The following is a 22,691-nucleotide window of genomic DNA, read 5'->3' as shown; positions in this document are numbered from 1 at the left end:
AAATAATTATTTCCAACACTATATATGAATTTTGACCGCCTGAAAGAAAAACTTGAAATACTTGCCGATGCGGCGAAGTATGATGTTTCGTGCTCGTCCAGCGGAGGATCGCGGAAAAACAAAAAAGGCGCTTTGGGAGACAGCTCTGCAAGCGGAATCTGCCACACGTATACCGAAGACGGACGTTGCGTTTCCCTTCTAAAAATTCTTTTGACCAATCACTGTATTTACGATTGTGCCTATTGTGTTTCCAGAAGCTCGAATGATATTAAAAGAGCTGCCTTCACGGTAGAGGAAGTCGTAGATTTAACCATTAATTTTTACCGAAGAAACTATATCGAAGGGCTGTTTTTAAGCTCAGGGATTTTTAAAAATGCGGATACCACGATGGAACGTCTGGTGCGTGTTGCCAAAAAGCTGCGCCTGGAAGAAAATTTCAACGGATATATTCATTTGAAATCGATTCCGGGAGCAAGTGATGAACTGATGCAGGAAGCGGCCTTATATGCCGACCGTTTATCCATTAATCTTGAAATCCCAACCGAAAGCGGACTAAAACTACTGGCTCCTGAAAAAAACCGCCAGGATATGCTCAACCCGATGAAATATATCCAAAACGGTATTGCCCAGTACAAAGACGAAAAGAAAATCTTCAGGAAAACGCCGAAGTTTGCTCCGGCCGGCCAGTCGACCCAGATGATTGTAGGTGCTACCAATGAGAATGATTTACAGATTATTAAAGTAGCCGATCATTTTTATAAAAATTTCAGTTTGAAACGGGTTTATTATTCAGGTTATGTTCCGGTCCTGGAAGACAAAAGGTTGCCTTCTTTAACAACGGAAGTTCCGATGCTCCGTGAGAACCGTCTGTACCAGTCGGATTGGCTGATGCGTTTTTACGGTTTCAAAGCAGAAGAAATCCTCGATCCGAATATGCCGTTCCTGGATCTGGAAGTAGATCCGAAACTGAGCTGGGCTCTGAGACATCTCGACCAGTTCCCGGTAAATTTACAGACCGCGGATTATCAGATGATCCTGAGAATTCCGGGCATCGGGGTGAAAACAGCCCAGAAAATTGTAAGTGCCAGACGGTTTCAGGTATTGAATATAGACCACCTGAAAAAATTAGGTGCTGCCGTAAATCGGGCTAAATATTTTATTGATTTTAATGCAGGAAATGCTTTCTTAAGATATTTGACCGATAAAAATTTAAAGAAACTGCTGATCGGCGGAAGCTCTTCTAAGTTTCATAATCAGTTTTCACAGCAGCTTACTTTGTTTTAAAAAATATTTATATTTAAATAAACATGTCCATATTTGCTAAATCTGGATATATTTGTAACTTAGAGAAAACAATTTGTAATGAATGTAAGTTTTACAAAAAAGCAGGAACAATATATTTCCAATCAGATTGAATCTGGGGATTTTCAAAATGCCAGTGAAGTTGTACGGGATGCACTTCGCCTTCATGAATTCTACCGGCACCGCATCATTCAGGATTTAAAAACTGAAATTGAAAAAGGTTGGAGCGGCAATACAAGCCCTCGCTCGGTAAAGGATATTATTACATCCAGAAAAAAAACAAACGGCAAATAATGGCTGAAAGATTTTATCTTTTATCAGAAATTGCAGATAAAGATCTTGAAGATATTTTCGATTATTCTATAAATAAATTCGGGTTTGACCAGGCCGAGAAATATCTATTGGAAATTGAAAACATTTTTCAAAGTTTGGTTCTCAATCCGTATTCCGGAAAAAAACGTGATGAGATAAAACAAGGTTTATATAGTTTTCCAAAAGACAATCATGTTATTTTCTACCGGATTTTAGATAAACAAATTCGGATTGTAAGAATTCTTCACGGAAGCAAAGATCTTCCAAATTATTTTTAATTTTATTTTTAAATGTAGTATAACGTTCAGACCGCTTCATTTCAAAATTACTGATTTGCTACATAGCTACACTTTATAAATTGTTACATTAATTCATGACCACCCTACTCTACGACGGCAGTTTCGACGGACTTTTAACGGCGGTATTTGAGGTTTTCGAATATAAATATAAAGATGTGGAGATCGCAAGCCGCGAAAGATTCCATCAGGAAAATATTTTTGCGGAAATCCATGAAGTAATTACTCAAAACGACAAGGCAGAAAGGGTTTTGCTTAAGCTGGAGCAGCAGATCGGGAAGCAGGGAATTCATGAGCTGTTAAAAGTGTATCTTTCGGAAGATCCGGAACAGGAACAGCTGATCTTATCGGCCATCAGGCAATCGGTCAGGCATCCGGATGAAAATATCCTTCAGAATTATGCAGACGACGATATTCTGAAAATCTCCAAGCTCTGCAAATCCGTAAACCGGGAAAGGCATCGGATGACGGCTTTCGTACGTTTCGAAAAAATGCAGGATGGTGTTTTCTTTTCCAAGATCGATCCCGATTTTAATGTACTTCCATTAATACGGAAACATTTCAAGGACCGGTACCAGGACCAGAAATGGATGATCTACGATCTGCGCAGGCATTACGGCATCCTCTACGATCTGGAAACCTGCGATTTCTTTTATCCTGATGAGAAGATAGATCTCAACCAGTATCATCAGAAATTCCATGATGAGGAAAAAAGCTACCAGACACTCTGGCAGCGGTATTTTACGAGAACGAATATCGTAGAAAGGAAAAATCTGAAACTGCATATTCAGCATGTCCCTAGGAGGTATTGGAAATACCTTACGGAAAAATGGTAGACTCTAACTTCTATTTCTAAATGTTTGGAAAAGAATTTTTCTGGTACAGGTTGATTAAGTACCAAAAACCTTTTGCAATAATTTTTAAAATGATAAATTTTAGAAGTTTTTAATTCTTTATATTCAAATCTCCTATAAACTTACTGCGTTTATCTGAACTTGTTTTTGTAGATTTGTGTTCGAAATTTTTTACCAGATGAAAGAGAGTGCTGTAAAAAAAATTGCAGTTCTTACCTCAGGAGGAGATTCTCCGGGGATGAATGCAGCGTTACGGGCGGTGGTAAGAACCGCAAATTACTATAACATAGAATGTTACGGAGTAAGAGAAGGCTATAATGGCCTGATCAATAACGATTTCCTAAAAATGGGTCCTCGTTCCGTAAAAAATATAATCAACCAGGGCGGGACTATTCTTAAATCCGCCAGATCCCAGGAATTCAGAACCCCGGAAGGACGCCAGAAAGCTTATGACAACTGTGTAAAACACGGAATTGAAGGGCTGGTGTGTATCGGCGGGGACGGAACATTTACCGGGGCAAAAATCTTTAACGAAGAATTCGGCATCCGCGTCATCGGTATACCGGGAACGATCGATAATGATATTTTCGGTACCGATAATACCATCGGTTATGATACCGCACTGAATACGGCAATGGAAGCCATTGATAAAATCCGTGATACGGCCACTTCCCACAACAGGGTTTTCTTTGTAGAGGTTATGGGCCGTGATGCAGGTTTTATTGCCTTGAATAGTGGTCTGGCTACCGGAGCTCTCGATATTTTGATTCCTGAAACCAAAGACAGCATTGATGAGCTTTTCAACAACTTCAGAATTGCGGAGAAAACCGGAAAAGCGTCCAGCATCGTGGTGGTAGCGGAAGGAGAAAAGTTAGCCAATGTGTATGAACTCGCAGAAAAAACCAAACATGAATTCCCGGATTACGACATCCGTGTTGCCGTGTTAGGGCACATGCAGAGGGGCGGTTCTCCAAGCTGTGCCGACCGGGTATTGGCAAGCAGGCTGGGCTATGGTGCCGTAACCGGCCTGATGGAAGGGCAAACCAATGTTATGGCGGGAATGCGCTCCAATGAGCTGGTGTACACGCCTATCGAAGAAGCCATCAAAAAACATAATGAAATCAATCAGGATCTTTTATTGATTTCGGAAATTTTAGCAATTTAATATTTTTTATATAATTTAAAACAAACTATTATGTCAACAATTAAAGTAGGTATCAACGGGTTTGGTAGAATCGGACGTCTTGTTTTCAGAGCAATGACTGAAAGAGATAACATCGAAGTAGTAGGAATCAATGACCTGATCAATGCAGAGTACATGGCTTATATGCTTAAATATGATTCTGTACACGGTATTTTCCCGGGTGAAGTTTCTGTAGAAGGAAACGACCTTGTAGTAAACGGGAAAAAAATCAGAGTAACTGCCGAGAAAGATCCGAACAACCTGAAATGGAACGAAATCGGGGCTGACTATATCGTTGAATCTACAGGTTTATTCTTAGATAAAGACAATGCTGCAAAGCACATCAACGCAGGAGCTAAAAAAGTAATCCTTTCTGCACCTTCTAAAGATGATACGCCAATGTTCGTAATGGGGGTAAACCACACTGAACTTACAGACGATATCAAAATTTTATCCAATGCTTCTTGTACTACCAACTGTCTGGCACCTTTGGCTAAAGTAATCCACGATAACTTCGGGATCGTAGAAGGTTTGATGACAACCGTACACGCTACAACTGCAACCCAGAAAACAGTAGACGGTCCTTCAATGAAAGACTGGAGAGGTGGTAGAGCTGCATTAAACAATATTATTCCTTCTTCTACCGGTGCTGCAAAAGCAGTAGGAAAAGTAATCCCTTCTCTGAACGGAAAATTAACAGGTATGTCTTTCAGAGTACCGACTGTTGACGTTTCCGTTGTGGATTTAACGGTAAGATTGGAAAAAGCAACTTCTTACGATGAGATCTGTGCAGCAATCAAAGCAGCTTCTGAAGGTGAACTGAAAGGAATTTTAGGATATACTGAAGATGCAGTGGTTTCTCAGGACTTCGTAGGAGATAAGAGAACTTCAATCTTCGATAAAGATGCAGGGATCATGCTTTCTCCAAACTTTGTAAAGCTTGTTTCTTGGTACGATAACGAAATGGGTTATTCCAACAAATTGGTAGATATGTTGATTCATGCTGCTTCTTTGTAATTGTTAAACAATACATAAAAAAAGCCAACTTTCGGATCGGAAGTTGGCTTTTTATTTCAATTCTATTGTATAACTTTATTAAATAATTTATCCGTATCCTCTTCTACGGTTACAGCGATATAATCGGGCCTGTATTTATATACGGCATATAAAACACCGGCGTTCCGCCCTCTTCCCGCTCTTGTCATTTTCAGGCCTGCAGAGCTGCCATCATTGGAAACCACTGTTCCTTTATTATCTCCTTCTACACTGATCCATTCTTTTGTCGTATAGAATGCAGGAGATGGTGCTGAAACATATTTATACCCGCAATTCTTTACGCCTCCGGAATTTCCCTTCGTGCAGGAATGCGAAACGGAAAGCTTTGTGGATTTACTCTCGAATTCTGTTTTTCTCACCTTTCTGAACTTGTCTTTAAGCCTGGAAATTTCTTCATTCAGCCGTTTAAGTTTTTCTGGTAAAGAAAGATCCGGATTGGATTCGATCTGGGAATATACCATTTCATAATACGGTTTGTATTCTGAAAGATAAGCCGTATAAGGCTTTACTTCATATTCTTTCTGAATCTCCTGGGCATTACCCCACAATGATGCTATCACAAAAGCAGCCAGTAATAATTTTTTCATGATGATAATTTTAAGATTAATATTTGATTAGGATCTATGCAAATATTAGCAATTCAGAAATAGTAAAACATTACCCTTTTGTGTACTTTTTAAATACAGAAAATTTGAAGGTAAATAATGAATCCCCTACAAATTGCAGAGGATCCCAGTTTGTCCTTTTCAACAGCTAACAGAAAATTCTAAACTCTTTTCCGACATACAATTAATATGTCTATATAAAAGTGTGTTTTGTGATAAGTAAACCATCCCGGATTTGGGGTATTTTTAATTCAAGCTTCCATGGTTATTGGCGTATACAAATGTTAACATTTTATCCTTACAAAAAAATCCCCCTTTTGTGGTATTTTTTAAGAAAAATTTAACTATTTTTAATTATGATAATTTTTTATGGATAATTCAGAGAAAAAACACCCTTTGGTCGAAGTCTGGAATTCTTATACAGGGGTAAGAAAAGAAAGAAAAAATCTCGCTAGTATCCCTCCGATCGAACGTATTATCGGTGAGATGTTTGCCATCGGCGAATTTTATTATTACGTGTTGAATCTTACCAACAGTACCCTTTCCCACCATCACCCTAACCTTCTGAAACTTCACGGTTTGACAGAGTATCCTGAAAACTTAAAAGAGGTTATCGATCTTACTCATCCCGATGACATTCCTTTCATCATGAAAGCGGAAGAACAGGTCGTCAAAAAGATCATTGAAGTCGGGAGAGAAAGCCAGCTTTATCTTAAATCGAGCTATTGTTTCAGAATGAAAACAGCAAAGGGAAACTATGAGCTGTTCCATCATCAGGCCATCCTGACAATGGAAGATGAAAACAAAACCATTATCCAAACCGTTAACATACACACCAATATTCATCATATTACCCAAAAAAATCCAAATACGGTACTGATAACCGGGATTAGTCCGCGGGACGATTTTTACCAGATCAAAATCGAAGACCCTTCGAAAAATATTCCGGAAATTCATTTAACCAAGAGGGAAACTGAGGTTCTGGCATTGATCGCCAAAGGATACTCCGGTCCGGAAATTTCAAAAATGCTGATTCTTTCGGAACATACTGTCCGTACGCACCGCAAAAATATTTTAGCCAAAACCGAATCCCGAAACAGCAAGGAGCTGCTACGGAAAGCTTTTGAATGCGGGCTGATTTAGCGGATCAATGGTGAATTTGCTGTGCAGTGAATAGTGAATTTTATTATGCTTAAACCGAATTAGAAATCAGATTAATAGGCTGGTAGAGAAGCTGGACGCCGGAAGTTTTTTGGTTAAAATACTGCTGATTGTCTTGATACTGTTTGCTAACTATTGAGGGAAAGATTCATTTAAATCTCTACTGAAAAATTCACCATTCACTGCACAGCAAATTCACCATTCACTAATTGCCACCAACCGAGAATTACCCCTGACAAATTTCACCCGGGAAGTCCGGCGTAAAACTTGTACCTTTATTTCAATGAAAAGGACAATTTTACAGCCACGTTTCAAAGATTCGGAACATTTCATCAATTTCTGGACAAAAGGCAACGGAAAACAACTGTTGGAATTTTCCGGTGCGGAGGTCAGCTTTACAGATTTTGATAAGTTTGCTCCTTATTTCTATCATACCGATGAAGTTGGCGATCAGGTCGTAAAAGATGTTTATTTCAAAAAGACGTTTTATGAAGCTTCAAAAGAAATTGAAGGCTATATCCGAAACGGCATCTCCGCGCAGGACGATGTTCCTGAAAGCATTAAACAGCTTTTTCTGCAAACACAGAACATTCCTGACTGGCTGGATCGTGAATTAATTAAAAGAGGAGCTGAACTCTGCATGCGAAGCAACCTCGACTCCCTGATTTCACTACGCGATTACTGCCTAATGGGAGGCTACGATTATGCCTACCTCAACAAACCGCTTATTGCTACTGAAGCCCTGAAAAAAGGAGCAGTAAAACGTCTTTCTGAAACGCTGGACTTCTGGATAAACGTGACACGGTATAATGCCCTGGACATTCACCAGAAAGGCTACGAATTCGCTATTAAAACACGACTGATCCATTCCTACGCCAGGCTCTCTATCAGAAAACATTACCATAACTGGGATACGGAGAACTGGGGCGAACCCATCAATTCCTGGGATATGATGGCCACCTACATTGGCTTCAGCCTGGTTTTTATGCACAGTCTTCATAAATTAGGCAACACGATTTCAGCAGAAGAGGAAAAAGGCCTGTTCCACCTTTGGAAATACGTCGGATATCTTCTGGGAATTCCTGAAAATCTCTTGCCCAACGATAAGCAAGAGGCAACGCAGTATTTTTACCTGTGGACTTCCATTCAGCCTCCTGCGGATGAAGATTCGGTTTTGCTGGCCCATTCTCTGCTTAATGAATCTCTGATCAATCCTGCTCTTAAATACCAATTCCAGAGAAGAAATCTCCGCTACCTGCACATTTGCTGCACCTGGTTTCTGCTGGATGATGAGGTTTGCCACCGGCTTCAGATTCCTGAAGTCTCAAACAAAAAAGCCTTTCCGCTGATAAAGCGTACGCTTAACAAAATATACGACAGGCTGGTTAGCAGAGAAGCCAGGATCAGAAAAGGAAATACATCACAGCTGAAGGTGCTGAGCGATTATCATGCTATTGTACAGAACTCGAATTTTCATTAGTTTAATCTGACAAGTTAGCCACATTAGATTTTTTAGTGGCTTTTATTGTGTATATTTTAGATCACAGAAGAAGAAAATCAAGGATTTTCATTTGTTTTTAACGCCAGCTTTTGACATTTTGTAAGGATTTAAATGTGAATATTGCTAAACGATTTCTAATACTATATTTATATTCCCTCCCGGAATGACAAGCTGGGTGTTTAAATTACTAAACAACAGTTATCGACATTTTGTCATTGACTACGTCGAATCTTCGATTTCTGAAAGAATCTAAACATGAATCTTTCAGGCGACTCTCTAATACTATGCTTAGATTCCCTGCGGGGATGACAAGCGTGCTGTTGGACTATTAACAATATTACTAGAGCATTTTACGGCATTCTTAAACTTCATAACCCATCTGAAAGGCCCCATTACCGAAATGATATGCTCCGGTAAAATCTACCCGCCAATACCCTAGCCGGGATTGCAGCGGAAATCCTTTTTTGAAGAAAAAGATTGCAGCGGAAAGCGCGAAAAAGCTCCTGAAAAAATGCATTAGAAACGGTCTCTAACAATGGTGAAATTTTATATTTTTTTTAACTATAAAAACAAGTCCGCGTGGTAGATATTATTAGTTTTTCACGTTAAAATTTTGTATTTTTGATCAATTATTTAAACAACAGATGAGTAATACAGACGACAAGAAAAAAGCACTAGCACTGGTGCTGGACAAATTAGATAAAACATACGGAAAAGGTACTGTAATGACGTTGGGCGACAGTGCTGTGGATACAAACATCGAGGTGATCCCTTCAGGATCTTTAGGACTAGACATTGCTCTTGGAGTAGGTGGTTATCCGAGAGGAAGGATTATTGAGATCTACGGACCTGAATCTTCCGGTAAAACAACCTTAACGCTTCATGCTATTGCCGAAGCTCAGAAAGCAGGCGGAATCGCAGCCTTCATCGATGCAGAGCACGCTTTTGACAGAGGATATGCCGGGAAACTGGGAATCGATCTGGAAAACCTGATCATCTCACAGCCAGATAATGGGGAACAGGCTTTGGAAATTGCCGATAACCTGATCCGTTCAGGTGCAATCGACATCGTGGTAATTGACTCGGTGGCGGCGCTTACACCAAAAGCGGAGATCGAAGGGGAAATGGGAGATTCCAAAATGGGTCTTCACGCAAGATTAATGTCTCAGGCATTGAGAAAGCTTACCGCTACCATCAACAGAACGAAATGTACGGTGATCTTCATCAACCAGCTGAGAGAGAAAATCGGGGTAATGTTCGGAAACCCGGAAACAACAACCGGTGGTAATGCTTTAAAATTCTACGCTTCGGTAAGAGTAGACATCAGAAAGGCAAGTGCGCCTATTAAAAACGGTGACGAAGCGATCGGAAGCCGTGTGAAAGTGAAGATCGTGAAAAATAAAGTAGCGCCCCCTTTCAAGCAGGCTGAATTCGACATCATGTATGGTGAAGGAGTTTCCAAAACCGGAGAAATCCTGGATCAGGCGGTAGAACAGGGAATCGTAAAGAAAAGCGGTTCATGGTTCAGTTATGAAGAAACGAAGCTTGGACAGGGCCGTGATGCGGTGAAAGACGTCTTAAAAGACAATCCTGAACTTTCAGAAGAACTGGAAAATAAAATCAAAGAAGAGATTGCCAATAAAAAGCAGTAATTTCTGATCTTTATGAAAAACAAACCCGGCGGAGCTTTGCTCCGCCGGGTTTGTTTTTGTGTGTATTTTCTTTACGGTTTTTCGTCCGTTAATTCAAATCCCCAATCTTTTCCTTTCTGGGTTGCCGGCACTCCTTTGGTCATCCATACCGGAGCTTTAGCCCCCTTCAGATAATAATCGAAGAACTGCTGTTCACGGATCTGGATATCTTTCCGGTTCTGGCGTTTTACCAGATTATGGTCGTCCTCATTATAATTGAGAAGCCAGGCCGGCTTTCCGAGACGGCGCAGAGCGGTAAACATTTCAATTCCCTGATACCACGGCACAGCGCCATCCTTATCGTTGCTCATAATAACTACCGGTGTCTTCACCTGATCCAGGGCAAACAGCGGTGAATTTTTAATGTAAAGATCCGGTGCTTCCCACAGGTTTTTCCCCAGTCGGCTTTGTGATTTTTCGTATTGGAACTGCCGGTTCATTCCGGAAGACCAACGGATTCCGCCGTAAGCAGAAGTCATGTTGACTACGGGAGCACCCGTCCATGCCGCCGTGTACATATCCGTATGGGCGATCAGGTAGGCGACCTGGTAGCCGCCCCAGCTTTGGCCCTGGATTCCGATTTTCGTACCGTCTACCCACGGATTCTGCTTTAGCGTTTCCACCCCGGAATTGATGTATTCCATAGCAGATTCTCCCGGCTGGCCGTCGGTATATGAAATATCCGGAGTGAACACCAAATAGCCGTTACTTACGAAATACGAAATATTTAACCTGGAAGGTGTCGGAGCCGGAGCTACATAACGGTTCAGGTTGTCCGAAAGTTTTTCATAGAAATAGACGATCATCGGATACTTTTTAGCAGGATCGAAATTTTCAGGTTTATACAGAAGCCCTGAAGAAGTATTTCCTTTCGGTGTCGTCCAGTGAACCAGTTCGCCTGTTCCCCAATTATAAAGGCTCTGCTGCGGATTGGTACTGCTCAGCTTCTGCTGTACCGAGAAATCAGAGGTTACAAAAATATCGGGTGATTGGATGTAGGATTCTTTTACCAAGATGTATTCATCTGCATATTTAGCCTTCTGTAGACTGCGATACCCCCACACATCTTCCATTTTCACTTTTACAGGATCCCCATTCGACCGTATTGAAGTTTTAAAAATCCCGTTTGCCTTCGTTGTATTATCAAATGCCGATAAATAGATGGGTGATTTTCGGTTCAGGCTTTTGATATCTTTGTCTAAATCGTAGGTTTCAAACGTGATTTTATTTTTGCGGCCAAACCCGTTGGTTATATTTCTCGGTTTCTTTGAACTGTTAAGGAAAAACTCCCAAATATCATAGCGGTCCCTGATAATCACCGATTCATCATTCTCCGTCCAGGTTGCAATCCCGTAAGCTACCGGAAAGTCAGGCATATCAAACTCTTCATCCACAAAAGAAACCGGTAATTCACTGTTAAGCGTAGTTGTCTGCTTTGTTTTCACATTATAGCTCAGCCACTGCCCTTTTTCCCGGTCAAAAATTACAGCGAAGCGGCCAAGTGGTGATACGGCCACCGAGCCGTTCAGATTTCTTATAATTTCCGTTCTTTCTCCTGTTTTATTATCGATAATGAAATAGGTCTTCTTTGTACCTCCTTCCCATTGTGAAGCAATCCGGTTGTTTACGCTGGTAATGCCCAACACAAACTCTGCATTTCCTTCATTTACCAACCGAAGGGTATCCAGGTCTTCTCCATCGATATTGACAAAGAAATCCGGTTTTTCCGGCTGCATAACGGCTGCATAGGATTTTTTGAGATCATTTTTCAGTTCTTTCAGCTGTACGGTCTGAAGATAATCATCTTTATAATTCCAGATATCCACCACCGCATGATCGTTGGCAATCATGGCCGTATCTTTTGCCACAGGTTTCGGCGCAACCCCAAAATACAGCTGCCTGCCGTTTCTGCTAAACATAGGCAAACGGTTTTCGGAAATTACCCAGTTCTTTTTCATCTGGGAATGATCATTGGTCACGGCTTCCTTTTTCTTCTGTTTAACATTAAAGTAATACAGCTGATAAAGTTTTACCAGATCGTTCTGTGCTGAAGAAGTTCCCACAAATGCCAGCTGGCTCCCCTCTTCATCGAAAGCCAGTTGAGAGAAATCACCTTCCATTTCTGAAATTTTATTTACGGATCCTGTCTGGAGATCAACGATCTGTACGGTTTCCAAAGGATATTTCTTCGGCTTGGATTTGTCGGTGCTCTTTTTTTCAGCAACCTTTACATCGGCAGAATCTTTTTTCTCTTCTTTGTTTTTACTGATTTTTTCTTCCTGCTTTTTGGTGACAAACACCAGCTGATTTCCGTTTTTGCTGAATTCATAACGAACTACATCATTATAAACAACTGTTTTTCCGTCGACCAGATTCCGAACTGTCAGTTGCAGCGGCTTGGTATTTTTATCCTCTTCATTTTTATCGTCACCATCCTTTTCAGAATCATCCGAAGATTTATCTTTCATGTTTTCCAACAAATAGGCAATATGAGACCCTCCTTTCTCAGTAATTTTAAATCCTTTTACATTAGGAATTTTCTCAGTTTTACCGGTTGAAAAATCAACAATTGCCAAAGTATCTTTGGTGAGCTTACTTTGCTTCAGCTTTTTATCTTTTACAGCTTTGATGTCCTTATAAAACGGACGGATCTGAAAAACGGCAAATCTTGAATCGCCTGTAAATTCAGGTCTAACTCCTCTGGGGAATTTTTTTGTGCTTCTGTCTTTTACCGAATGCAAAAAGAGATCGGAATTTCCTTCTTGAACATCTACGGAATAGGCAACCCATTTCCCGTCATGGGAGATCTTTCTCGCCCCGATGTTCTGCCAGCCGTCATATACGGAATGATCCAGCGGCTTTTTCTGTCCGTACATGAAACAGCCCATAAGGAACAGCATAAAAACTGAATATTTCAAATTCATTATGATATAAAATTTTTAAAAATTAAAAATAAGCTATTTCCATGATAAATCTATAGAGCTTTATTGCCTCATAAGAAACAATGACAAAATGTCAGTTTATTCTAAACGGTATTTTTTTTGAGAAACCAAAGGAAATTAAAAAACAAAAATTATTATGACTAAAGGAAATATTAATGTATCGGTGGAAAACATTTTTCCGCTAATTAAAAAATTTCTTTACAGCGACCACGAAATCTTTTTGAGAGAATTAATTTCCAACGCAACGGATGCTACTTTAAAATTAAAGCATTTAACCAGCATCGGCGAGGCTAAAGTTGAGTACGGAAATCCTAAGATTGAAGTGAAAATTGATAAAGAAAACAAAACCCTTACAATTATCGACCAGGGAATCGGGATGACCGGTGAAGAAGTTGAAAAATACATCAACCAAGTTGCTTTCTCAGGAGCTGAAGAATTTTTAGAAAAATATAAGGATACGGCGAAAGATTCAGGAATCATCGGACATTTCGGTCTTGGGTTCTATTCTGCTTTTATGGTAGCAGAAAAAGTGGAAATCGTAACGAAATCCTACAAAGATGAACCGGCGGTACGATGGATCTGTGACGGAAGTCCGGAATTCACTTTGGAAGAAACAGCGGATAAGTCTGAAAGAGGAACTGAAATCATCCTTTATATCGCAGAAGATTCTACAGAATTTCTTGAAGAAAGCAAAATCCGTGAACTGTTGCTGAAATACAATAAATTCATGCCTGTGCCGATTAAATTCGGAACGAAGACGCATACGTTGCCTTTACCGGAAGACGCACCTGAAGATGCAGTGGCTGAAACGGAAGAAGTGGATAACATTATCAACAACCCTACTCCGGCATGGACGATCGCTCCAAGCGAACTGACGAATGAAGATTACATGAAGTTCTATCACGAGCTGTATCCGATGCAGTTTGAGGAGCCTTTATTCAATATTCATTTAAATGTTGACTATCCATTTAACTTAACCGGGGTTTTATTTTTCCCGAAACTGAGCAACAATTTAAATATTGAAAAAGATAAGATCCAGCTTTACCAAAACCAAGTTTTCGTAACGGATGAAGTAAAAGGTATTGTTCCGGACTTCCTGATGCTCCTTCGCGGGGTAATTGATTCTCCGGATATTCCATTGAACGTGTCGCGTTCTTATCTGCAGGCTGACGGTGCCGTAAAGAAAATTTCATCTTACATCACGAAAAAAGTAGCCGATAAAATGGCTTCCCTGATCAACGAAAACCGTGAAGATTACGAGAAAAAGTGGAACGATATTAAAGTGGTGATCGAATACGGAATCGTAACGGAAGAAAAATTCGCTGAGAAAGCCGACAAGTTCACCTTATACCCAACGACTGATGGAAAATATTTCCTTTGGAATGAACTGGAAGAGAAAATCAAGGCAAACCAGACGGATAAAGACGGAAAGCTGGTAGTGCTTTATGCTTCCAATGCGGACGAACAGCATTCTTACATCCAGGCTGCAAAAGACAAAGGCTATGAGGTTCTTTTACTGGATTCGCCGATTATCCCTCATGTAATTCAGAAACTGGAAACGTCAAAAGACAAAATTACTTTCGCCAGAGTGGATGCGGATCACATCAACAACCTGATTAAAAAGGACGAGCCTGTAATTTCCAAATTGAACGAAACGGAAAAAGAATCGCTGAAGAAAAATGTAGAAGAATCGATCAATGACAGCAAATTTACTGTACAGCTTGAAGATCTGGACAGCAGCGATGCACCATTTACGATTACCCAGCCCGAGTTTATGAGAAGAATGAAAGACATGCAGGCGACCGGCGGTGGCGGTATGTTCGGCATGGGCGGCTTCCCGGAAATGTACAACCTGGTAGTAAATTCCAACAGTGAATTCGCAGGACAGATCCTGAAAACGGAAAATGCCGATGAAAAAGCAGGATTAATCAAGCATGCTTTGGATCTCGCCAAACTTTCCCAGAATTTACTGAAAGGAAAAGAGCTTACCGACTTCATCCAGAGAAGTTATAAGCAACTGGAAAAGTAAATTGACGATTTTTATGAAAGGCTTAAGAGGAAGCCGGATGCTGGAAGTACCTCAGCTAAGATCCTTTTAAGCCTGTTGAATATCTAATTCATGTATTTTAATAGAACCCCGGCGGAGCTTTACTCCGCCGGGGTTTTTAGTCTTATGGTCAGCTCATCGAGAATCTGATATTCATTTCATTATCATCTTTTCAATAGACATGATGATCTTTTCAGAATCCGTCTTCATCGCCTCCAGATGCTTTCCGGCATACGCTATAAATTCTTTGGGTAGGGAAGCTTTGGAATAATTTTCAAAACCCTCTTCATACGGTACATCTTTATCTTCTTTGCTGTGAATAAAAAGTTTAGGCAGTCCTTCTGTATCCTGGAGATCTTCTTTGGCTGCATAAGGCGAAATCACATACTTGGAAATCATTTCTTTATATTCCGGCTTATAATACATGGCAATATCGGTGAAGGAAGAAAGGCTTCCGTCCATGACCAATCCGGCAATTTTATCTTTATTATTCCGGGCCAGATGGGCAGCCACCTGCGAACCCAGGGAAGCTCCGTAAAGGATTATTTTAGTCCCTACAATATCAGGTCTCTTGATCATCGCATCGAAAAAAGCCTGCCCATCTGATGCGACATTAAGATGGGTAGGTTTTCCTGTTGACTTTCCATAACCGCGGAAATCAACCATTACCACCTGGTAATCTTTATCTACCAAAGGCTTTGTCATAAACATGTAGGAAGAAACGTTACCTCCGGCGCCGTGAAAAAACAAAACAGTAGCTTTTACTTTTGACTGCGGTTTTAGAATAATTCCTGTAATGGTATCATTTTGTACAGGAAGGGAGAAATCTTCATACGTAACATTTTCTATAGGACGAAATACTTTACTTGGTTTGTAAAAATTGTCATCCTGTGCTTTAAAAAAGCAGATCGTCAGTAAAAAAAATGCGGAAAATAAAAGTTTTGTTTTCATAGCGTATTATTTATACCCCAAAACTAGAGCATAAAAATATTTCCCGCTAAAAAAACAGACCCAGCCGTAATTTCCATACACTGAACCGTAATAATTCCTTATAATTCCTCCAACGGATTCCAGAACAGGGTTTTAAAATTCTTAATCCTGCCGTTTTCCACAATAATACCTTCTGCTTCCAGCCTTTTCTGAAATTCCGGGACTGACAGAGCGCCCGAGCTTGAAATGACGCGGTGGGCAGGAACATCTTGGGGACATCCGCCCATGGCCTTGCCGACATGTCGGGAATGATTCGGAAAACCGACCGCTTTAGCAATAGTACCATAGCTGGTCACCCGGCCTTTAGGAACCAGCCTGGTAATTTCCCAGACCTGCTGTTTGAAAATTTCGTTCATTTTATATTTTATCAATTAAAAATACTAAATAATTCAGTGTGTAAACGTAGAGCGCTGGAAATTATTTAATGATAATTGACTGAATTTTTTAAAACTTATCATAGATCAAGGCAGTGTAGGCTATTATTGTTGTAAATTGAAGCAATGACACCAAAACAAAAATAGTATGGCAAATTTAAAAGGAAAAGTAATTATTGTAACAGGAGCCGCTATGGGACTTGGATTAGCTGCTGCAGAGGTATTGGCTTCTCAAGGCGCCGACCTTACCCTCGTAGATTACAACGCTGAAGCTTTAGAAAAAACACAGGCAGATTTACAGTCGAAGTATCAGGAAAACAAATTTTTAACGGTTGCCGCCGATGTTTCCGTTGAGGAAAATGTAAAGAATTATGTTGATGAGACCGTAAAAACATTCGGAAAAGTGGATGGATTATACAACAATGCCGGAATTGAAGGAAAGCAGGCCCCTTTGATCGATTATGACATTAACGTTTTCAAAAAAGTAATCGACATTAATCTTTTAGGCGTTTATTACGGAATGAAATACGTGATTCCTGAAATGCAGAAAAACGGAGGCGGAAGAATTGTAAACGTAGCTTCTGTAGGAGGAATAAGAGGGGTCCTGAACCAGACCGCTTATGTAGCAACAAAACATGCCGTAGCCGGGATGACAAAAAATGCAGCTTTGGAATACGGGAAAGATAATATTTTAACCAACGCGATTGCGCCTGGCGCTATTTTAACACCGATGGTTGCAGAAGCTTTTAAACAGGTAAATCCTGATGATCCGAAAGCAGCAGAAAAAGAATATGCATCAAGAAATCCTACGAGAAGATTGGGAGATCCGATGGATGTCGGGCATCTGGTAGCCTATTTATTAAGTGATGAAAACGGGTATGTTTCCGGACAGGTCATCGCGATCGACGGAGGAGAATCCAATATGTACGGAAATCCGTAAATGTGATTGAGAAATGATATAATTAATTTAATATTGTTAGTTCTGAGATTGCCTGTTATTTTGCAGGCAATTTTTTTATTCTGACCTTCTCAATAAATCCGAAATTATACTTTAACCTAAATCGCACAATTTTTGAATACTCTTCCTTAAATACTGCATCATGAAAAAATCATTTTTCCGTTTTTTGAATAAGATCAACAAAGCGGTCCTCCCAAAGCTCAGCAATAAAGATCCAAATAAACTGACAAAAGTTCAGAAAGGCATTTTAGCATACCGCTATTTTGTCCTGGTAAATTCCCTGGATTAAAAATCTATTTAATTTTACCAATTAAATTTCTGCACCATTCGTATAAGGGTTTTTCAATCAGAAGATAAATAATAATGGAGCAAATCCATAACAGCACAAAGTTGCGGTCCGGCAGATAAATATAAGATTTCAGCTTCATATTAAAATAACTGAGATGGATCAGGTAAAAAACAAACGAAGCATTTCCTAACAGAATTGCTGTTTTCGTGGACAGGATTTTGGAGACCCACGTCTTTTCAGTCATTAGTCCCCAGAAAAATAAAGCAATAGCTACCGGTAAAAGAAGTTCATGAATCAGCCTTCCCTCCCACCGTTCGACGCCGTGAATGAAATTATTGCGGGCAAAACAGGCAATACCGATGGTTAAAACCGTCATCATAATTCCGCCGGTAAGAGTTGGTTTTTTCAGCCTTTTCAGAAACTCAATTCCCTTTTCTTTTTTCATCAGATAAGCCAGCAACATTCCGAAAAAGAATTCGGTGCTTCTGCCGAAAAATGTACTTCCGGTCATGAATTTCAGAGGATATAAAAATCCTTCAGGATTCCCGTTGTATACATAAAGCCCATATCCTATTCCCCAACCCAGCAGGAAAAACCCGGCTAAAAACAAAAGAACGTACTTCCAGTTTTTTTTAAGCAAAAGAAATAAAATCGGAGCCAGCAGGTAAAAGCAAAACTCTACGGTAAGCGACCACGCCTGGACGATCCCAGACACCGAATATTTCTCAAACAGGGAATACAACAGGGAATATTGCAGAAAATAAGTATCCACGTCTTTGGAATACTTCGTATCCAGAAAAAAGGCAGTCAGCAGGATCCAGTACAGCGGAAAAATCCTTGCGATACGCAGCAACAGGTATTTCAGGTAGGACTTCCCGGATTGCAAAGGCGAATCTTCATAACGGTAAGCCAGTAAAAACCCGCTCAGCACAAAGAAAACCGTCACCCCGATATGCCACTCGCTGATGAAGCGCATGATTTCAAACGGCAGGTCGTTGCGCCAGTATTTCCGGTTATGGTAAACGAATACCATAATCGCCGCAACAGCACGCATTCCCGTCAGCGCATCAAATTTGTTTTTTCCGGTTGTATCCAATAGCTAAAAAAATAAAAGGCTTACGGATAAGCCTTTTATGTAAATTTTATAAGATTTTGTCTTAAGAATTTTCTAAAATATAAGAGAACATCAATGGTGCACAGATGGTAGCATCACTTTCAACGATAAATTTCGGTGTCGTGATGTCCAATTTACCCCAGGTAATTTTCTCATTTGGAACCGCTCCAGAATAAGAACCGTATGAAGTTGTAGAATCTGAAATCTGGCAGAAATATGACCAAAACGGAATATCATGCATTTCCATATCCTGATACAGCATCGGAACTACGCAGATTGGGAAATCCCCTGCAATCCCTCCTCCGATCTGGAAGAAACCAACTCCTTTTCCAGCTGAATTTTTCGTGTACCAGTCGGCTAAGTACGCCATATATTCGATTCCTGATTTCATGGTAGAGAATTTAAGCTCCCCTTTGATGCAGTAAGAAGCGAAGATGTTACCCATTGTAGAATCTTCCCAGCCCGGAACAACGATCGGAAGGTTTTTCTCTGCCGCTGCGATCATCCACGAATTTTCTCTCGGGATTTCATAGTACTGTTCCAAAACTCCGGAAAGGATCATTTTATACATGTATTCATGTGGAAAATATCTCTCTCCTTTGTCGTCCGCATCTTTCCAAAGCTCATAGATATGCTTCTGCAGTCTTCTGAATGCTTCTTCTTCAGGAATACAGGTATCGGTAACACGGTTTAATCCTCTTTCCAAAAGATCCCATTCTTCCTGAGGCGTCAGATCCCTGTAGTGAGGAACTCTTTCATAATGAGAATGCGCCACAAGGTTCATCAGATCTTCTTCAAGATTTGCCCCTGTACAGGAAATGAAATCCACTTTGTCCTGACGGATCATCTCGGCAAGGATTTTTCCCAGCTCTGCAGTAGACATTGCTCCTGCCAGTGTAATCATCATCTTCCCGCCATCCTTAAGGTGGGCAACATATCCTTTTGAAGCATCCACCAAAGCCGCTGCGTTGAAATGCAGGTAATACTTTTCTATGAATTCAGTTATCGGTTTGCTCATTTTTTTAAATTTGTGCAAAGATAAAACTTAAAAACGGAATGTAGCGGCTGCACCTAAAGAAAGTCTCGTTAAGCTTTCTTTTTGGTCGTCGCCCAGCTCTACCGTCTGGCCATTGTAGCTGATTTTGCTTAATGTTCCTCCGGAGAGCCCTATTTTAGGCCCGATTAAAATATTTTTATTGATCTGATACTGGTACGCAAAATCCAGCTCGGCACCGAAAGTCGTTCCTTTACCTTTTACGTTTTCCGTTTTGGAAGTATAGGTCATAGCTCCTAAAGCCGCCGACATGAAAAGTTTGTGTCTTGTTTCCTGGGCATCGTTGGTTAAGGTAACCTCCGGACCGTAAAAATTGATGTGATCTTTGGTACTGATGTTGGCAGAAACAACATTCCCCATATTATCCATAACGCTGAACCTACCGCTCGTAGAGGCACTGTAATTGGAATATTTAAACCCGATTAAAAGTCCGGTTTTTACTTCGTAACGTAAGGCAATGTCAAAGTTTACTCCGCTTTTTAAGCCTTTTACGTATTCTTTCTGGTCTCTGGAAAGGCCCGGCGATGTTTTGGCAAGCCTCCAGGCATACCCTACGGACGGAGAAATAGAGATTTTTTGGGCAAAAGAAAAAAATGAAATGGAGAATACTCCTAATGTAATAAGTTTTCTGATCATTAGTTTAAAAATTTGCCGTAAAAATAACACGAATTGATGAATTTCGTCGTATGCAAATGAAATTTAACAGTAAAATTAGATGGACCCGAAGTAGAAATCAGGTTAATAGACTGGAAGAGGGAAGCTTGATGCTGGAAGTTTTCTTATTGATTAATATTTAAATTTCCTATTTTCTTTTTTCTCGGAAAGTTTCTTTTTGGTATCCAGTCTTTTTTGTTTTTGGTTTCTGGAAGGTTTCGTGGCCAAACGTTTTTTTGGAATTATTAAAGCCTGGTTTACAATATCAAGGACTTTTTCGATGGCTTTATTTTTATTGGCAAGCTGTGTCCTGCTTTCGGAAACCGTTAAGAACAACAGTCCTTCCGCATTAATCCTATTTTTTAATTTGTTTTGAATTAAATCTTTCTGGTAATCATTAAAAAACCCTGATTCCAAAACATTCCAGAGAACCGTTACCGAAGTTTCAACCTTGTTCACATTCTGTCCGCCTGCACCACTGCTGCGGGAAGTTTTGAAGCTTAGTTCTCTGGTGAAATCTTTCATTGGAATTTTAATTTTTGTAGTGTAAGTTTTTTTTTAATTCAATCCTGTTTACTTTTCCATTCTGAGTTCTCGGTATTTTTTCCACAAAAACAATTTCTTTTGGTTTGTGAAACTTTTCCCGGTAATCCACAGCGGATAATTTTTGATGTAACTCTTCCGATGGATGACCTTCAATAACCAATATCAATTTCTGCCCCAAACTTTCATTGTCGATGCCTAAGAAAACCGCTTCATTTGGAATTTCTTTCTTTACCAAAGCTTCCAATTGCTCCGGAAAGATTTTTGCCCCTCCGGAATTAATTACGTTATCAACTCTTCCGAGAAACCTGAACTGATTTTCATTTTTAATATCAACTAAATCATTCGTCTGCAATATTTCTGAGTTAACGTTCGGCGCGAATATTTTTAAACATCCCCTTGCGTCTGTAGAAATTTCAACATTTTCAAATACTTTGAAATAGTCTTCTGCCTGTGGAGCAATCTGCTTTAAAGCAATATGGGAAAGGGTTTCGGACATTCCGTAAGTTTCGAATATCCTGGTTTGTACATGAGATGCGGCAAGAGCATGAAGGATTTTATCTTTAAGACTTTCGGAAACTGCTGCTCCGCCAATAATCAGATTTTTAATAAGGTGTAATTGATCCAAAGAGTTTTCTACCTGTAACGGTGTCATGGCACAGAAATCAATTTCATTATTCAGATGCTCAATCGGTTTTACGGAAGGATCAGCTATAATGAGTTTTAATTTTCTTACCACCGACCGTACTACCATCATTTTCCCGGAAATGTATTCGATAGGAAGACAGATCAGAGCTGTATCTCCTTCTTTCAATCCCAGGAAATTGCACGTCATTTCTGCAGAGTTCACCATTTTCTTTTTCTCGATCTCAAAAATCTTCGGCGTTCCCGTAGAGCCGGAAGTTTGTACTTGTACCGTCTCCGAACTAGAGAACCACTCCTCCAGAAAGTGTCTGATTTTGACTTCAAATTCCGAGTTGAAGGATAATTGATTCATATTGAGATTATTAAAATTGATCTGCATAGTTACCATGTCTAAAAGTACAGTAAATTTAAAAAAAACTTTAAAAAGTACTTGCATGTAATGAAAAAAGCTGTAAATTTGCACCACTAAAACAAACAGAGACTCATGGTGTAGCGGTAACACTACTGATTTTGGTTCAGTCATCTGGGGTTCGAATCCCTGTGAGTCTACGAAAAACCACCTTTTGAAGGTGGTTTTTTTGTTTTTAAGCTAATTAAAAAGCTTTCCGATCAATTTGGATATTTCGATAATTGATATCATAACAAATCCTTCGGAACCTCAATCCCGTTCTTCTTCATATAAGCTATCAGGTCGTGGTACTTGTCTTCAAAATCGTTGCCACATTTGTGGGAAATGCTGCAGATATCGGAGGGTTTGATCTCTAAGATATCAGAAATTTTAGTCAGGATTTCCAGGTTGATCTTTACTTTGGAATTCTCGATATCCGAGTAGGCTTTCTGAGAAATGCCCATCTCGAAAGCCATGTATTCCTGCGTAAGGTCCCTGCTCCGCCGGATTTTCCTAATGTTCTGTCCGCATATATTCAGCTCTTTCATTTTAGTAGTTTTCGGTATATTTTAGAAGGATATCTATTAGACTCACACAAAGTTAGTGAATACCTTTGTCAAAACATTACGACACTGCATGATATTTATTTTTTCTGACAGTTCAGGCTAAAAATTTACAGTACAATTTCTGTTTCAAAGAAAAAAATATCACCTCAGTACAATACATAGGAAT

22 protein-coding genes and 1 tRNA gene are annotated in these 22,691 nt (G+C 39.9%); 13 read left to right on the top strand and 10 right to left on the bottom strand.

The window, feature by feature from the left end; genetic code table 11:
- Positions 1 to 24: 24 nt before the first annotated feature.
- The 6 genes from QE422_RS05730 (at position 25) to gap (ending at position 4,964) form a co-directional block, all read left to right on the top strand.
- A complete protein-coding gene (locus QE422_RS05730) occupies positions 25 to 1,284 on the top strand; it encodes a putative DNA modification/repair radical SAM protein (RefSeq protein ID WP_307455820.1) in 1,260 nt (419 codons plus the stop codon).
- Between the two features lie 78 nt (positions 1,285 to 1,362).
- The gene (locus tag QE422_RS05725) at positions 1,363 to 1,596 is read left to right on the top strand and encodes a type II toxin-antitoxin system ParD family antitoxin (protein WP_307455819.1); all 234 of its coding nucleotides are present in this window, start codon (positions 1,363 to 1,365) and stop codon (positions 1,594 to 1,596) included.
- The gene (locus tag QE422_RS05720; protein ID WP_307455817.1) at positions 1,596 to 1,892 is read left to right on the top strand and encodes a type II toxin-antitoxin system RelE/ParE family toxin; all 297 of its coding nucleotides are present in this window, start codon (positions 1,596 to 1,598) and stop codon (positions 1,890 to 1,892) included. Before QE422_RS05725 ends, QE422_RS05720 begins: the two co-directional genes overlap by 1 nt.
- Positions 1,893 to 1,987: 95 nt before the next feature.
- On the top strand, positions 1,988 to 2,746 hold the full coding sequence (locus tag QE422_RS05715) for a TIGR03915 family putative DNA repair protein (protein ID WP_307455815.1): 759 nt from the start codon (positions 1,988 to 1,990) through the stop codon (positions 2,744 to 2,746).
- Between the two features lie 196 nt (positions 2,747 to 2,942).
- The gene (gene pfkA, locus QE422_RS05710) at positions 2,943 to 3,929 is read left to right on the top strand and encodes a 6-phosphofructokinase (RefSeq protein ID WP_307455813.1); all 987 of its coding nucleotides are present in this window, start codon (positions 2,943 to 2,945) and stop codon (positions 3,927 to 3,929) included.
- Positions 3,930 to 3,959: 30 nt separating this feature from the next.
- A complete protein-coding gene (gene gap / locus QE422_RS05705; protein ID WP_307455811.1) occupies positions 3,960 to 4,964 on the top strand; it encodes a type I glyceraldehyde-3-phosphate dehydrogenase in 1,005 nt (334 codons plus the stop codon).
- Positions 4,965 to 5,026: 62 nt separating this feature from the next.
- On the opposite strand, the gene QE422_RS05700 is transcribed toward gap, so the two are convergent.
- Complete coding sequence (locus QE422_RS05700; RefSeq protein WP_307455809.1) at positions 5,027 to 5,590, bottom strand: hypothetical protein; 564 nt, start codon at positions 5,588 to 5,590, stop codon at positions 5,027 to 5,029.
- Between the two features lie 387 nt (positions 5,591 to 5,977).
- On the opposite strand from QE422_RS05700, the gene QE422_RS05695 reads away from it, so the two are divergent.
- From QE422_RS05695 to recA, 3 genes are all read left to right on the top strand, one after another.
- A complete protein-coding gene (locus QE422_RS05695; RefSeq protein ID WP_307455807.1) occupies positions 5,978 to 6,751 on the top strand; it encodes a response regulator transcription factor in 774 nt (257 codons plus the stop codon).
- A 301-nt stretch (positions 6,752 to 7,052) separates the two neighbouring features.
- A complete protein-coding gene (locus QE422_RS05690) occupies positions 7,053 to 8,249 on the top strand; it encodes an oxygenase MpaB family protein (RefSeq protein ID WP_307455805.1) in 1,197 nt (398 codons plus the stop codon).
- Positions 8,250 to 8,914: 665 nt separating this feature from the next.
- Positions 8,915 to 9,922 carry a recombinase RecA gene (recA, locus tag QE422_RS05685; protein WP_307455803.1) on the top strand — a complete coding sequence of 336 codons (1,008 nt, stop codon included), beginning with the start codon at positions 8,915 to 8,917 and terminating at the stop codon, positions 9,920 to 9,922.
- A gap of 71 nt (positions 9,923 to 9,993) precedes the next feature.
- Here recA and QE422_RS05680 read toward each other — a convergent pair whose 3' ends face one another.
- On the bottom strand, positions 9,994 to 12,885 hold the full coding sequence (locus tag QE422_RS05680) for a prolyl oligopeptidase family serine peptidase (RefSeq protein WP_307455801.1): 2,892 nt from the start codon (positions 12,883 to 12,885) through the stop codon (positions 9,994 to 9,996).
- 154 nt (positions 12,886 to 13,039) lie between these two features.
- Here QE422_RS05680 and htpG point away from each other — a divergent pair, with 154 nt between their 5' ends.
- The gene (htpG, locus tag QE422_RS05675) at positions 13,040 to 14,932 is read left to right on the top strand and encodes a molecular chaperone HtpG (protein WP_307455799.1); all 1,893 of its coding nucleotides are present in this window, start codon (positions 13,040 to 13,042) and stop codon (positions 14,930 to 14,932) included.
- A 171-nt stretch (positions 14,933 to 15,103) separates the two neighbouring features.
- Here the strand turns inward: htpG and QE422_RS05670 are convergent, their stop codons facing one another.
- Both QE422_RS05670 and QE422_RS05665 read right to left on the bottom strand, forming a co-directional pair.
- The gene (locus QE422_RS05670) at positions 15,104 to 15,901 is read right to left on the bottom strand and encodes a S9 family peptidase (protein ID WP_307455797.1); all 798 of its coding nucleotides are present in this window, start codon (positions 15,899 to 15,901) and stop codon (positions 15,104 to 15,106) included.
- Between the two features lie 98 nt (positions 15,902 to 15,999).
- The gene (locus QE422_RS05665; RefSeq protein WP_307455793.1) at positions 16,000 to 16,296 is read right to left on the bottom strand and encodes an MGMT family protein; all 297 of its coding nucleotides are present in this window, start codon (positions 16,294 to 16,296) and stop codon (positions 16,000 to 16,002) included.
- Between the two features lie 166 nt (positions 16,297 to 16,462).
- Here QE422_RS05665 and QE422_RS05660 point away from each other — a divergent pair, with 166 nt between their 5' ends.
- Entirely contained in the window at positions 16,463 to 17,254 is a 792-nt protein-coding gene (locus QE422_RS05660) for a glucose 1-dehydrogenase (protein WP_307455792.1), read from the top strand.
- A gap of 160 nt (positions 17,255 to 17,414) precedes the next feature.
- Positions 17,415 to 17,561, top strand: a complete 147-nt coding sequence (locus QE422_RS05655; RefSeq protein ID WP_307455790.1) for a hypothetical protein — start codon at positions 17,415 to 17,417, stop codon at positions 17,559 to 17,561.
- A gap of 4 nt (positions 17,562 to 17,565) precedes the next feature.
- Here the strand turns inward: QE422_RS05655 and QE422_RS05650 are convergent, their stop codons facing one another.
- The 5 genes from QE422_RS05650 to QE422_RS05630 all read right to left on the bottom strand — a co-directional run bounded on the left by QE422_RS05650 (position 17,566) and on the right by QE422_RS05630 (position 21,950).
- On the bottom strand, positions 17,566 to 18,657 hold the full coding sequence (locus QE422_RS05650) for an acyltransferase (protein WP_307455788.1): 1,092 nt from the start codon (positions 18,655 to 18,657) through the stop codon (positions 17,566 to 17,568).
- Positions 18,658 to 18,718: 61 nt separating this feature from the next.
- The gene (locus QE422_RS05645; protein ID WP_307455786.1) at positions 18,719 to 19,693 is read right to left on the bottom strand and encodes a deoxyhypusine synthase family protein; all 975 of its coding nucleotides are present in this window, start codon (positions 19,691 to 19,693) and stop codon (positions 18,719 to 18,721) included.
- Between the two features lie 27 nt (positions 19,694 to 19,720).
- Positions 19,721 to 20,365, bottom strand: coding sequence for a hypothetical protein (locus tag QE422_RS05640; RefSeq protein ID WP_307455784.1), 645 nt, complete (start codon positions 20,363 to 20,365; stop codon positions 19,721 to 19,723).
- A gap of 150 nt (positions 20,366 to 20,515) precedes the next feature.
- Complete coding sequence (gene arfB / locus QE422_RS05635) at positions 20,516 to 20,908, bottom strand: alternative ribosome rescue aminoacyl-tRNA hydrolase ArfB (RefSeq protein ID WP_307455782.1); 393 nt, start codon at positions 20,906 to 20,908, stop codon at positions 20,516 to 20,518.
- Between the two features lie 7 nt (positions 20,909 to 20,915).
- Positions 20,916 to 21,950, bottom strand: coding sequence for an AMP-binding protein (locus QE422_RS05630; protein ID WP_307455780.1), 1,035 nt, complete (start codon positions 21,948 to 21,950; stop codon positions 20,916 to 20,918).
- A gap of 99 nt (positions 21,951 to 22,049) precedes the next feature.
- On the opposite strand from QE422_RS05630, the gene QE422_RS05625 reads away from it, so the two are divergent.
- Positions 22,050 to 22,120, top strand: a tRNA-Gln gene (locus QE422_RS05625).
- 87 nt (positions 22,121 to 22,207) lie between these two features.
- Here the strand turns inward: QE422_RS05625 and QE422_RS05620 are convergent.
- Positions 22,208 to 22,507 (bottom strand): helix-turn-helix domain-containing protein, encoded by a 300-nt coding sequence (locus QE422_RS05620; RefSeq protein WP_307455779.1) that lies wholly within the window; start codon positions 22,505 to 22,507, stop codon positions 22,208 to 22,210.
- Positions 22,508 to 22,691: the final 184 nt, after the last annotated feature.

The sequence above is a fragment of the Chryseobacterium sp. SORGH_AS_0447 genome (assembly GCF_030818695.1).
Classification (GTDB): domain Bacteria; phylum Bacteroidota; class Bacteroidia; order Flavobacteriales; family Weeksellaceae; genus Chryseobacterium.
The sequence above is the reverse complement of the archived record's forward strand: the minus strand, read 5'-3'. Positions and strand labels throughout refer to the sequence as shown.

What these genes read in the sequence shown, in the direction of transcription:
- QE422_RS05730 (WP_307455820.1), top strand. Translation starts at nt 25, where the DNA reads ATGAATTTTGACCGCCTGAAAGAAAAACTTGAAATACTTGCCGATGCG.
- QE422_RS05725 (WP_307455819.1), top strand. Translation starts at nt 1,363, where the DNA reads ATGAATGTAAGTTTTACAAAAAAGCAGGAACAATATATTTCCAATCAG.
- QE422_RS05720 (WP_307455817.1), top strand. Translation starts at nt 1,596, where the DNA reads ATGGCTGAAAGATTTTATCTTTTATCAGAAATTGCAGATAAAGATCTT.
- QE422_RS05715 (WP_307455815.1), top strand. Translation starts at nt 1,988, where the DNA reads ATGACCACCCTACTCTACGACGGCAGTTTCGACGGACTTTTAACGGCG.
- pfkA (WP_307455813.1), top strand. Translation starts at nt 2,943, where the DNA reads ATGAAAGAGAGTGCTGTAAAAAAAATTGCAGTTCTTACCTCAGGAGGA.
- gap (WP_307455811.1), top strand. Translation starts at nt 3,960, where the DNA reads ATGTCAACAATTAAAGTAGGTATCAACGGGTTTGGTAGAATCGGACGT.
- QE422_RS05700 (WP_307455809.1), bottom strand. Translation starts at nt 5,590, where the DNA reads ATGAAAAAATTATTACTGGCTGCTTTTGTGATAGCATCATTGTGGGGT.
- QE422_RS05695 (WP_307455807.1), top strand. Translation starts at nt 5,978, where the DNA reads ATGGATAATTCAGAGAAAAAACACCCTTTGGTCGAAGTCTGGAATTCT.
- QE422_RS05690 (WP_307455805.1), top strand. Translation starts at nt 7,053, where the DNA reads ATGAAAAGGACAATTTTACAGCCACGTTTCAAAGATTCGGAACATTTC.
- recA (WP_307455803.1), top strand. Translation starts at nt 8,915, where the DNA reads ATGAGTAATACAGACGACAAGAAAAAAGCACTAGCACTGGTGCTGGAC.
- QE422_RS05680 (WP_307455801.1), bottom strand. Translation starts at nt 12,885, where the DNA reads ATGAATTTGAAATATTCAGTTTTTATGCTGTTCCTTATGGGCTGTTTC.
- htpG (WP_307455799.1), top strand. Translation starts at nt 13,040, where the DNA reads ATGACTAAAGGAAATATTAATGTATCGGTGGAAAACATTTTTCCGCTA.
- QE422_RS05670 (WP_307455797.1), bottom strand. Translation starts at nt 15,901, where the DNA reads ATGAAAACAAAACTTTTATTTTCCGCATTTTTTTTACTGACGATCTGC.
- QE422_RS05665 (WP_307455793.1), bottom strand. Translation starts at nt 16,296, where the DNA reads ATGAACGAAATTTTCAAACAGCAGGTCTGGGAAATTACCAGGCTGGTT.
- QE422_RS05660 (WP_307455792.1), top strand. Translation starts at nt 16,463, where the DNA reads ATGGCAAATTTAAAAGGAAAAGTAATTATTGTAACAGGAGCCGCTATG.
- QE422_RS05655 (WP_307455790.1), top strand. Translation starts at nt 17,415, where the DNA reads ATGAAAAAATCATTTTTCCGTTTTTTGAATAAGATCAACAAAGCGGTC.
- QE422_RS05645 (WP_307455786.1), bottom strand. Translation starts at nt 19,693, where the DNA reads ATGAGCAAACCGATAACTGAATTCATAGAAAAGTATTACCTGCATTTC.
- QE422_RS05640 (WP_307455784.1), bottom strand. Translation starts at nt 20,365, where the DNA reads ATGATCAGAAAACTTATTACATTAGGAGTATTCTCCATTTCATTTTTT.
- arfB (WP_307455782.1), bottom strand. Translation starts at nt 20,908, where the DNA reads ATGAAAGATTTCACCAGAGAACTAAGCTTCAAAACTTCCCGCAGCAGT.
- QE422_RS05630 (WP_307455780.1), bottom strand. Translation starts at nt 21,950, where the DNA reads ATGCAGATCAATTTTAATAATCTCAATATGAATCAATTATCCTTCAAC.
- QE422_RS05620 (WP_307455779.1), bottom strand. Translation starts at nt 22,507, where the DNA reads ATGAAAGAGCTGAATATATGCGGACAGAACATTAGGAAAATCCGGCGG.